The following is a 9,930-nucleotide window of genomic DNA, read 5'->3' on the forward strand; positions in this document are numbered from 1 at the left end:
TATCCGACGAACCAGAGCATAGTTCAACTAATCTGTTCGGGACATATAGTTCCAGGACGAGCGGATCAGCTTCCGCAGGACGTTCTCCTCCACGTTCTCCAGACGTGTAATGTACACACAGGCCGCACCCTTACGGTGTTTTCCGAGCTGTTTTAACAGCACTTCCCGTTCCGGATCCTCCTGAACAAGGTACAGGCTCTGTTCTTTTTTCCGCGGGGAGAAACCGACTTTCATCCATTCCCCGGAATGACCGGAAGCATACGTATACGAATAGTATCCAAAACCGACGATGGACTCACCCCACATGACAGGGGAGGCGCCGGTCTCTTCTTCCATCATCGTCTTCAGACGGAACGCGTCTTTTTTCCGGGTTTCATCTGGGATACGCTGCAGAAAATCCTCCACTGGTTCATCGGTCTGTTTCGTTTTCTGTTCATAGCTCATCTTTTCCCCTCCATTATGTGTGTTCTTTCTGTTGTTCGACGCTTCTCCGCGTAACCCCTTCCCTTTTAAAGAAAACACAAAAATACCCGGCAGACACGGTGTCCGCCGGGTATTTCTAAGCCGTGGAAGGCTTGTTGAATCAAAGCTGGAATCTTACTTTTTGATACGCTTGTTGAGGTCTGCCTGAATTTCGTTGGACTGTTTGAGCCAATCCTTCAGCTTATCTTCAAGCGTGTTGAATCCCTGCGGCTGGCTCTGCTGCTGGCTTCCGCCGCGCTTAGCTCCGCCACCGCCGCCGCTTCCGCCGCGTGGACGCTCCTGGCGTTCTGGCTTCGGCTGCGTTTCTTTGATGGAAAGAGAAATTTTACCTGACTCTTCATCGACAGAAAGAACCTTTACTTTTACTGTATCTCCGACCGACAGCTCATCGTTGATATCTTTTACATAGCCGTGGGCGATGTGGGAGATATGAACGAGTCCCTGCTTTTTCTCATCCAGTGCAACGAAAGCACCAAATGGCTTGATTCCAGTGACTTTTCCTTCAACAATACTTCCTGCTTCGTATTGACCTGACATGCAAACAACTCCTATATATTTTTTAACTTCGCAATTATATCATGGTTTCTCAAAAAACACAAAAAGATTCAGGCATGATCCTTCACGAATACTGCAATTCGATCCACTGCTTCCTCCAGCTGGCTCATCGAAGCGGCGTAGGAGCAGCGGATATGTCCTTCGCCGCCTTCACCGAACACATGGCCCGGAACGACCGCGACGTGCTGCTCTACAAGCAGCTTTTCCGCAAACGTTTCGGACGTCATCCCGGTCGCCCGGATCGATGGGAATGCATAAAACGCGCCGCCCGGCTGATGACAGGAGAGTCCTGCCTCACGGAGCGACTTCACGAAAAAGTTCCGGCGCTGGCGGTAGCTTGCCACCATTTCCTCCATTTCCACGCGTCCGTTCTGCATTGCTTCCAGAGCGGCATACTGCGCCATCGTCGAAGCACACATCATCGCATACTGATGGATTTTCAGCATCGCCCGAGCATAGACAGCTGGAGCACAGACATAGCCGACGCGCCATCCGGTCATCGCAAACGACTTGGAAAACCCGGAGATCAAAATCGTCCGTTCCCACATGCCTGCAAGCGCAGCTGTACTGACGTGGGTCTGGTCGTAGGAGAGCTCGGCATAAATTTCATCCGACAGCACGATGAGATCATGCTCGATCGTCAAGGCCGCCACTTTTTCGAGCTCTTCGGCTCCCATGACCGCCCCTGTCGGATTGTTCGGAAATGAAATCATCAGTGCTTTCGTCTGCGGCGTAAGACGGCTGCGGATGTCTTCCACATCAACTTGAAAATCGTTTTCCATACGAGTCGGCACCGCGACAGGAATACCGCCGGCGAGCGAGACGAGCGGTGCGTAGGAAACAAAACACGGCTCCACGATCAGCACTTCGTCGCCGGGATTGACGACACTGCGGAGCGCAATATCCAGGCCCTCACTGGCACCAACGGTTACGATAACTTCTTCTGCCGGATCATACGGCGTGTGAAACCGCTCCATCTGGTAGCGGCTGATCTCTTCTCTCAGCTCGGGAAGCCCGGCATTGGCTGTATAAGACGTCATGCCGCGCTCAAGAGAATGAATGCTTGCTTCACGTACATTCCACGGCGTCGTGTAATCCGGTTCGCCGACACCGAGTGAGATGATGTTTTCCATGGACGACGCAAGGTCAAAAAAACGGCGGATGCCGGACGGCTGAATCCGCTCCACCGCATCGGATAGATGAACGTTGTGCGTAGAGGTCACATCGGTCATGGCGAAACCACCATCCGGTAATCGTCATCGTCGTCTTCATCAAAGATAATGCCGTCATGCTTATACTGCTTCAGACGGAAGTGCGTCGTTGTGGAAATGACGGAATCGAGCGTCGACAGTTTTTCGGAGACAAAATTGGCGATCTCCGACATCGTTCTGCCTTCAATCACCACCGACAAATCGTACGTACCGGACATGAGGTAGCACGCTTTCACTTCGTGGAAACGATAAATACGCTCCGCGATTTCATCAAAACCGACGCCGCGCTGAGGGGTCACTTTCACATCAATCATCGCCGTGACCATTTCCGTTCCTACTGCTTTTGTCCAGTCTATAATAGCAGAATAACCGAGGATGACACTCCGCTTCTCCAGCTGCTCCAGCATCCCTTTCACTTCATTCAGCTGCAGATCCAGCATTTTGGCCAGTTTCTCCGCCGGCATTCTTCCTTCTTTTTCAATTAATAGTAGTAGTTCCCGTTCTTTTTCTGTCATGGTGTATTCCTCCCTGCTCCTCCATTTTACATGAGATACCGCGCTCATTCTAGCATCTCTGTCAAATAGTTCGAATTTTTAGGCAGGAGAACGTCGGTGGAACAGATAGACAGCACAGAAAAAGAGTCCGATACTCAGTCCCGCTCCGGATAAAACCGTTCCCAGGAGCCCTTCCACCGGCTGCTGCATCCACAGCTGACTGGAGACTGAGGAAAGTCTTCCGGGAAGAAATGGGAGTCTTTCTGCAAAAAAACTGCTCCCAAGCGAAAGAAGAAGCGCCGAAGCGATCGTCACAAATCCGGCCGCGGTGCCGGAAGCAAAAAGCACTTGAAAGAGAAGAAGAAGCGAACTGACGAGAAGCAGCCAGAGCAGAAACAGTCCTGCTGCCGAAATTGCATCATGGAAAGGCACTGTTCCATAAAGAACAGAAGTATAATATACCGCAGCCCCTGTGCCTAAACCGTAGCAGAACGCAGCCATTCCCATCACATGAACCCCTTTTGCTGCTGCAAAACTTCCCCATGAAACCGGTCTGGCTAAAATCATCGTATCTGTCTGCGCTTTCCGCTCTCCGGAAAGCTGTCCCATGAAAGCGAGCACCAGAACAAGAACGCCGATCTGGTTAAACTGACCCTGAACTGACGCTATGACTTCCCCAGCTGAAGGCTCGGGCATGGAAAACACCGCCCCTTCCGGGAGTCCGCCGGCCGCCTGAAGCAGATCCTCCATATAATACATCGTCAGCGGCTGGGAAATGCCGAGAATTAAAAAGACGACCGGCAGCCAGATGAGACGATAGCTGCGCAGACTCTCCTTCCATTCTTTTGCGTGCATCAGCCAGAACGCACTCATGACTGCATCACTTCCAGAAAAATGTCTTCCAGTGCCGGCCGGTAGGTTTCCCAGTGTGTCAACGTCACGCCTGTCTCCGTTACATAGTGAAGCAGCTTTCGGTCCGCGCCTTCCCCGGATTCCAGCTGCACGATGACGGCGTCGTTTTCCTGACGCAGTTCCCGGACCCACGGAGCGCGCTCCAGATCACGGCACCAATGGTCAGTTAACGGGGTGACGGCAATGCGGATACTGCTGCTGCCGGCACGGCTCTGGACCCCTTCCATCGTATCGTAGAGTACGATCTTTCCGTCCTGCATAAAAACGACGTCATCACTGACGACTGCCGCATCGGACAATACGTGCGTGGAGTAAAGAATACCGGTGAATGCCTTCCATTCCTCCATCAGCGTAAGCACTTCCTTTCGGCCCTTCGGATCAAGCGCCGAAACCGGCTCGTCCAGAATGAGAAAGGACGGGCGGCTGATGAGCGCCTGGGCCATCCCGAGACGCTGCTTCATCCCGCCGGACCAGCCTGCTATTTTTCTTTCTTCGGCTTCTGTAAGCCCGGCCTGCTCCATCAGTTCCCGGCTCCGTAAAGCTGCTTCCTTTTTCGTCAGTCCATGCAGCCTTCCTGCATAGATCATGTATTCTGATCCGGTCATCCAGGAATAAAACTGCGGAAACTGCGGCAGAAATCCGATATGCCGGCGGAGATCTCCGGCTGCTCCATCGATTTCCACTGTACCGCTGTCCGCCGACAGGAGCTTTGCGGCGATCGATAGAAGCGTCGTTTTCCCTGCGCCGTTCGGTCCGAGCAGTGTAGTGCAGCTGCCTTTTGCTATCGAAAACGTAACATCGTTGACTGCGTGCACGCGCCCAAATGATTTTGATACATTCCGGATGTGCATCATGCGTTTCTCCTGCCGATCAGGAAATATAGAATTGGTCCGAGAAAGTTAATGAAAACGATGATGATGATCCAGAGTGCCCGCTTTTCTTTTGTCATCTCCTGTCGTACACAGGCGATCAGCGCGGACAGCTTCAGGACGAAATCGAGCAGAAGCAGCGGGAGAAGCAGCTGCATGTTGAAAGTGTCAAGCAGTTCCATGGGAATCCCTCCTTTTTTTCTCCGGAATCAGCATGCCTGCGGCGGTGTACCGTCGGCCGCTGTCCGTGGATTTCTGATGATATTTCTGTATAAGCTGTGCATACTCTTGAAGGAAAGCATGCCACTCTTCTTCTTCAAGCTGCATATCCACCTGATGGAAGCCGTACCCGTCTTTTTCAGGTGAGAGATTTTCGGAATCAAGATAATCCGATGCCTGCAGGATCAGCTGCCCTGTAAATAACGTCAGTGCGTGAAGGTGATCGTCTTTGGACCACGCTGCTGTGTCTGCTGCAGAAAACGACGCTTTGGACGGTTCGATTGCGTACGTTTTTTCCACCGCTCCCCTTGCCGGCCGTTTTTCCAACGGATAGATAATGCTGTGATCTTCCAGAAGCTGCAGGTGCCGATATAACGTTGCCTGGGAAGCCTCCGTCTGTGCCAGCAGTTCGGCAGGAGTCATCGGCCGGTGAAGCAGTGCCTGGATGATCTGCATCCGCAGCGGATGGAGAATGATTTCTTCGCGCTTCAACTTCATCCCTCCATTCTCATTAATGATATTATTATCACTATTGATAATAGTATACTTTTTTTATGTTTCCTGCAATAGACCGGAAACATTTTCTCGTTTTTTTCGTACAATGAAAGAGAAGGGATGGGATAGTATGAAAAAAGCAGTTCTGACAGCCGGCGGGAGTGCGCTTCTTCTGCTGAGTGCCTGCGGCTCTGAAGATGTCGAAAGTATTCTTCTGGATAGTACGGAAACGATGGAGGAAGTAGAGTCCTACCGTGCGGAAGCAAACGTAGAACAGTCCATGCAGATGGGCGAAGATGCGATGGATATTTCCACCAGCAGCATGATGGAAATCACGCAGTCGCCGCTCGCTTTTTATGAAGAGACGACGATGTCCATGATGGGGGAGGAAGAGGCGATGTCCTATACTTCCTACTTCCACGAAGAGGATGGATTTTTCATGGAGGAGCCGGTGATGGGTTCCTGGATGCAGATACCCGAGGAAGAGATGGAAAACATTCTCGCTGCAGCAGATATGCAGATGAACCCTGAACAGCAGCTTGAACAGATGCAGGAATATGTGTCGTCTGTGGAAATGGAAGAGACGGATGGAGAATACATTATCCACCTTTCCGGGGAAGAGCTCGATATGCAGGAATTAATGCAGCAGTTCTCCGGTGACATGGAAGGTGTCGACGAGATGATGGATATGATGGAAGAGGTCGATGTTCAGCAGTTTAACTACACGGTGCACATCGATAAAGAAACGAAACATCAGACAGCAGCAACCATTGAAATGACGATGGAGATGACGATGATGGATCAGACGACCACGATGGATCAGACAGTCGACATGACGATGTATGATTTCAATGAAGTGGAAGACATCGTTGTTCCGGAAGAAGTGATCAACGAAGCGGTTCCGGTGGATGAAACACAAATGCAGGATATGCCGGTCGATGATATGCCGGATAACTAAAAGAAAAGCTGCGGCACGGGGCCGCAGCTTTTTTCTATCTCTTACAGGTTCAGTACGATTACTTTGTCGCGGAGCATGGAGTCGATGGACCGTCCAATACCCTGGACACCCTGCCCGGAGCTTTTGACTCCGAGGAATGGGAAGTGATCCGGTCCACGGGACGTCTTTCCGTTCACCTGCACCGTACCCACATTCAGCTTATCTGCAATGGCAAAGGCATTCTCCAGATTCTTTGTGAAAATACTTGCCTGCAGGCCGTAAGCGTTCCGTCTTTCCAGATCGATTGCTTCAAGCTCATTGGAAATGCGCATGAATGGCAGTACCGGGCCGAACTGTTCCTCCCAGGCTACTTCCATATCCTCTGTCACGTTATCGAGGATCGTCGGGCCGAGCAGGTTCTTTTCCTGACTGCCTTCCGTCACGACCGTCGCACCTTTATTCTTTGCATCATCGATCAGAGACACGACGTAATCCGCAGACTTCTGGTCAATCATCGGTGTTACGTTGGCTCCTTCACTGGAAGGGCCTACTTTCAGTGCTTCCACCTGCTCTTTTACTTTCGCAATGAGTTCATCCGCTACGCTGTCAACGACCATAACACGCTTAATCGCTGTACACCGCTGTCCGGAATAGCTGAGTGCGCCTCCGACAATCTCTTTCGCTGTTTTATCCAGATCCGCATCATCCAGAACAATCGCAGGGTCTTTTCCTCCAAGTTCAAGAACGACTGGAATCATGGAAGCTTTCTTAGCGATGTGCTGACCGGTAGCTGTACCACCGGTAAACGTAATCATGTCTACCTTCGGATGAGTTACTACAAAGTCCCCGATAACCGAGCCGCGGCCTGTCACCACATTCAGAACTCCTTCAGGCAGTCCTGCTTTCACAAGTGCTTCCACCATCAGCAGTCCGCTGACCGCGCCTTGTGTAGCCGGCTTAAACACCACGGTGTTACCCGTAATCAGTGCCGGTGCAATTTTAGACGCTGCAAGGTTCACCGGGTAGTTGAAAGGCGAAATCGCCAGCACTACGCCGTGAGGTACTTTCTGTACCATCGCCTTTGTTGACTTGGAAGCTCCCGGGAACGCGTCACCCTGGATAAAGCTTCCGTGCGTACGGAGACCTTCCTCTGCTGTATGACGGATCAGCTGTGCTGTCCGCTTCACTTCTCCTTTTGCAGAAGAAAGTGTTTTTCCTACTTCACGGTGAATCATTTCACCGATTTCATCTGTCATTTTTTCAAGTTCTTCCGCCCAGCGGTGAAGCAGTTCAGAACGTTCATGTCCTTCGGTTGCTTCCCAGTTCGCCTGTACATCGGCGGTTTGTGTAATGGCTTTGTCTACTTCTTCCTGACTCAGTGCAGGAACTTCTCCAGTTACTACGTGATCGTCCGGAGAGTAAATTTCAACTGTTTCTCCGCTTTTGCTACCAACCCATTCGTTGTTCAGTAGCGTATGAAACTTTTTATTGTCCTGACGTAATGCCATGATTCATTCACACTCCGTTTCGATTTAGTAAGCTGTTTTCAGCTAATGTTTTTTATTAAAACACGTGAAAACTCTTTCACACAACAGTTATGCTCAAAAAAATGTCGAATTCTCTGTGTTTTATTTGAGCACATTCTCCTAAATACAGACAATATTCTGAAAAATGAAACGCTTTCATGACACATTTCCTTACAAGCATAAGGCGCCGAGCTTTGTTTACATAATACAATCTCTATTCACGCATGTATAAACAATAATTGGATATCAAGACGAGTTTCTTCATATTTAACAACCCGTGTGCAGAATGTTCTCTTTCTTTCATTTCACTGATTCATCTACTTATGAATCTGCTATTTTCCGAAAGATTTCATGAGCCGGGCAAAGCGGAGAGGCACAAAATGACTGCTTTTTCATCACGCTTTACTGCAGAGAAAATGAAAGGTGACAGGAGTGTTCAGGCAGAATAGATCTTCCGCTTTGATACACCAGATCCGCATGGATCTAACATAAGGTTACTGAGTGCCGTGCCTGCGCCGGCTCCCGCCAGTTAAGATCACAACAAAAAACTGCCTCCCGGAAGGAGACAGTGGAATAAATAAGATGGTGAGCCATGGAGGATTCGAACCTCCGACCCTCTGATTAAAAGTCAGATGCTCTGCCAGCTGAGCTAATGGCTCGTACATGGTGACCCGTACGGGATTCGAACCCGTGTTACCGCCGTGAAAGGGCGGTGTCTTAACCACTTGACCAACGGGCCGTCTGGCTCCACAGGTAGGATTCGAACCTACGACCGATCGGTTAACAGCCGATAGCTCTACCACTGAGCTACTGTGGAACATGGTGGGCCTGAGTGGACTCGAACCACCGACCTCACGCTTATCAGGCGTGCGCTCTTACCAACTGAGCTACAGGCCCTGAATAGACGATTCAGGACAAAAAAATGGAGCGGGTGATGGGAATCGAACCCACGACATCAGCTTGGAAGGCTGAGGTTTTACCACTAAACTACACCCGCAAAAATGGCGCGCCCGAGAGGAGTCGAACCCCTAACCTTCTGATCCGTAGTCAGACGCTCTATCCAATTGAGCTACGGGCGCTTATCAAATTAAATGGAGCGGGAAACGGGATTCGAACCCGCGACCCCCACCTTGGCAAGGTGGTGCTCTACCACTGAGCTATTCCCGCATAACTGGCAGGGCTAGCAGGATTCGAACCTGCGAGTCACGGAATCAAAATCCGATGCCTTACCGCTTGGCTATAGCCCTTTAACATAAATAATATATCATGGGGCGGCTGATGGGAATCGAACCCACGAATGCCGGAATCACAATCCGGTGCGTTAACCACTTCGCCACAACCGCCAGAATATGTATGGCAGGGGTAGTAGGAATCGAACCCACATCAAAGGTTTTGGAGACCTTCGTTTTACCATTAAACTATACCCCTATGGAAATGGTGGAGGGGGAGAGATTCGAACTCCCGAACCCGAAGGAGCGGATTTACAGTCCGCCGCGTTTGGCCAACTTCGCTACCCCTCCATGTTTTCTTGACAATAAGCTGCGAATCTCTTCGGCAGCTTCCTTCGAACGTTTCCTCACGCACTTGAGTGCGCTCCGGTCCGTTCTCTTTCGCCTTCTCGACCTTCTTGCTTCTTGTCAAGAAAACGGGTGGCACCATGCTGCGAATTTCTTCGGCAGCTTACATTCAAAAATACTCTTTTGTCATTATAGCGCAAAACGAGTGATTTTTGAAGTGAAAATGGCGGTCCAGACGGGAATCGAACCCGCGATCTCCTGCGTGACAGGCAGGCATGTTAACCGCTACACCACTGGACCTTAAATGGCGGAGGAGGAGGGATTCGAACCCCCGCGGGCTTTGACACCCCTGTCGGTTTTCAAGACCGATCCCTTCAGCCAGACTTGGGTACTCCTCCGTAATGAAATTGGTAGCGGCGGAGGGGATCGAACCCCCGACCTCACGGGTATGAACCGTACGCTCTAGCCAGCTGAGCTACGCCGCCAAAAAATATAAAAATGGTGGAGCCTAGCGGGATCGAACCGCTGACCTCCTGCGTGCAAAGCAGGCGCTCTCCCAGCTGAGCTAAGGCCCCATATGTAAGTACCCAGCCGCGTCCTACTTTTGCAGGGGGAGAGCCCCCAACTATCATCGGCGCTGGAGAGCTTAACTTCCGTGTTCGGCATGGGAACGGGTGTGACCTCTCCGCTGTTGCGACTGGATATTGAGCAT

At 50.9% G+C, this 9,930-nt stretch carries 10 protein-coding genes, 15 tRNA genes and 1 rRNA gene; 1 reads left to right on the forward strand and 25 read right to left on the reverse strand.

Annotated features, from left to right (window positions below):
- Nucleotides 1-27: 27 nt before the first annotated feature.
- The 8 genes from C6I21_RS15540 to C6I21_RS15575 form a co-directional block, all read right to left on the reverse strand.
- Nucleotides 28-444 carry a DUF1801 domain-containing protein gene (locus C6I21_RS15540; RefSeq protein ID WP_105960405.1) on the reverse strand — a complete coding sequence of 139 codons (417 nt, stop codon included), beginning with the start codon at nucleotides 442-444 and terminating at the stop codon, nucleotides 28-30.
- A 153-nt stretch (nucleotides 445-597) separates the two neighbouring features.
- Nucleotides 598-1,020 (reverse strand): S1 domain-containing post-transcriptional regulator GSP13, encoded by a 423-nt coding sequence (yugI, locus tag C6I21_RS15545; protein ID WP_105960406.1) that lies wholly within the window; start codon nucleotides 1,018-1,020, stop codon nucleotides 598-600.
- Between the two features lie 68 nt (nucleotides 1,021-1,088).
- Entirely contained in the window at nucleotides 1,089-2,270 is a 1,182-nt protein-coding gene (locus C6I21_RS15550) for an aminotransferase (protein WP_105960407.1), read from the reverse strand.
- Nucleotides 2,267-2,764 (reverse strand): Lrp/AsnC family transcriptional regulator, encoded by a 498-nt coding sequence (locus C6I21_RS15555; protein ID WP_105960408.1) that lies wholly within the window; start codon nucleotides 2,762-2,764, stop codon nucleotides 2,267-2,269. Before C6I21_RS15555 ends, C6I21_RS15550 begins: the two co-directional genes overlap by 4 nt.
- 78 nt (nucleotides 2,765-2,842) lie before the next feature.
- Entirely contained in the window at nucleotides 2,843-3,616 is a 774-nt protein-coding gene (locus C6I21_RS15560; protein WP_105960409.1) for an ABC transporter permease, read from the reverse strand.
- Nucleotides 3,613-4,509 carry an ABC transporter ATP-binding protein gene (locus tag C6I21_RS15565; RefSeq protein WP_105960410.1) on the reverse strand — a complete coding sequence of 299 codons (897 nt, stop codon included), beginning with the start codon at nucleotides 4,507-4,509 and terminating at the stop codon, nucleotides 3,613-3,615. The genes C6I21_RS15560 and C6I21_RS15565 overlap by 4 nt, the downstream gene beginning before the upstream one ends.
- Nucleotides 4,506-4,706, reverse strand: a complete 201-nt coding sequence (locus tag C6I21_RS15570) for a PLD nuclease N-terminal domain-containing protein (RefSeq protein ID WP_105960411.1) — start codon at nucleotides 4,704-4,706, stop codon at nucleotides 4,506-4,508. The genes C6I21_RS15565 and C6I21_RS15570 overlap by 4 nt, the downstream gene beginning before the upstream one ends.
- Nucleotides 4,693-5,241 (reverse strand): helix-turn-helix domain-containing protein, encoded by a 549-nt coding sequence (locus tag C6I21_RS15575; protein ID WP_105960412.1) that lies wholly within the window; start codon nucleotides 5,239-5,241, stop codon nucleotides 4,693-4,695. Before C6I21_RS15575 ends, C6I21_RS15570 begins: the two co-directional genes overlap by 14 nt.
- A gap of 127 nt (nucleotides 5,242-5,368) precedes the next feature.
- On the opposite strand from C6I21_RS15575, the gene C6I21_RS15580 reads away from it, so the two are divergent.
- On the forward strand, nucleotides 5,369-6,196 hold the full coding sequence (locus tag C6I21_RS15580) for a DUF6612 family protein (RefSeq protein WP_105960413.1): 828 nt from the start codon (nucleotides 5,369-5,371) through the stop codon (nucleotides 6,194-6,196).
- 41 nt (nucleotides 6,197-6,237) lie between these two features.
- Here C6I21_RS15580 and C6I21_RS15585 read toward each other — a convergent pair whose 3' ends face one another.
- The 17 genes from C6I21_RS15585 to rrf all read right to left on the reverse strand — a co-directional run bounded on the left by C6I21_RS15585 (nucleotide 6,238) and on the right by rrf (nucleotide 9,920).
- Nucleotides 6,238-7,683 carry an NADP-dependent glyceraldehyde-3-phosphate dehydrogenase gene (locus tag C6I21_RS15585; protein WP_105960414.1) on the reverse strand — a complete coding sequence of 482 codons (1,446 nt, stop codon included), beginning with the start codon at nucleotides 7,681-7,683 and terminating at the stop codon, nucleotides 6,238-6,240.
- A gap of 601 nt (nucleotides 7,684-8,284) precedes the next feature.
- Nucleotides 8,285-8,360, reverse strand: a tRNA-Lys gene (locus tag C6I21_RS15590).
- Between the two features lie 5 nt (nucleotides 8,361-8,365).
- Nucleotides 8,366-8,440 (reverse strand) — tRNA-Glu (locus tag C6I21_RS15595).
- A 3-nt stretch (nucleotides 8,441-8,443) separates the two neighbouring features.
- A tRNA-Asn gene (locus tag C6I21_RS15600) sits at nucleotides 8,444-8,518 on the reverse strand.
- Between the two features lie 3 nt (nucleotides 8,519-8,521).
- Nucleotides 8,522-8,598: transfer RNA gene (locus tag C6I21_RS15605), tRNA-Ile, on the reverse strand.
- A 26-nt stretch (nucleotides 8,599-8,624) separates the two neighbouring features.
- Nucleotides 8,625-8,698, reverse strand: a tRNA-Gly gene (locus C6I21_RS15610).
- 5 nt (nucleotides 8,699-8,703) lie between these two features.
- Nucleotides 8,704-8,780: transfer RNA gene (locus tag C6I21_RS15615), tRNA-Arg, on the reverse strand.
- A gap of 13 nt (nucleotides 8,781-8,793) precedes the next feature.
- A tRNA-Gly gene (locus C6I21_RS15620) sits at nucleotides 8,794-8,868 on the reverse strand.
- 5 nt (nucleotides 8,869-8,873) lie between these two features.
- Nucleotides 8,874-8,948: transfer RNA gene (locus C6I21_RS15625), tRNA-Gln, on the reverse strand.
- A gap of 20 nt (nucleotides 8,949-8,968) precedes the next feature.
- Nucleotides 8,969-9,044 (reverse strand) — tRNA-His (locus tag C6I21_RS15630).
- A gap of 11 nt (nucleotides 9,045-9,055) precedes the next feature.
- Nucleotides 9,056-9,129: transfer RNA gene (locus C6I21_RS15635), tRNA-Trp, on the reverse strand.
- Between the two features lie 7 nt (nucleotides 9,130-9,136).
- Nucleotides 9,137-9,221 (reverse strand) — tRNA-Tyr (locus C6I21_RS15640).
- A gap of 221 nt (nucleotides 9,222-9,442) precedes the next feature.
- A tRNA-Asp gene (locus tag C6I21_RS15645) sits at nucleotides 9,443-9,518 on the reverse strand.
- Between the two features lie 5 nt (nucleotides 9,519-9,523).
- A tRNA-Ser gene (locus C6I21_RS15650) sits at nucleotides 9,524-9,616 on the reverse strand.
- 10 nt (nucleotides 9,617-9,626) lie between these two features.
- Nucleotides 9,627-9,703, reverse strand: a tRNA-Met gene (locus C6I21_RS15655).
- A gap of 14 nt (nucleotides 9,704-9,717) precedes the next feature.
- Nucleotides 9,718-9,793, reverse strand: a tRNA-Ala gene (locus tag C6I21_RS15660).
- A gap of 10 nt (nucleotides 9,794-9,803) precedes the next feature.
- Nucleotides 9,804-9,920: ribosomal RNA gene (gene rrf / locus C6I21_RS15665) — 5S ribosomal RNA — on the reverse strand.
- Nucleotides 9,921-9,930: the final 10 nt, after the last annotated feature.

Source organism: Alkalicoccus urumqiensis (assembly GCF_002993335.1).
Classification (GTDB): Bacteria; Bacillota; Bacilli; order Bacillales; family Salisediminibacteriaceae; genus Alkalicoccus; species Alkalicoccus urumqiensis.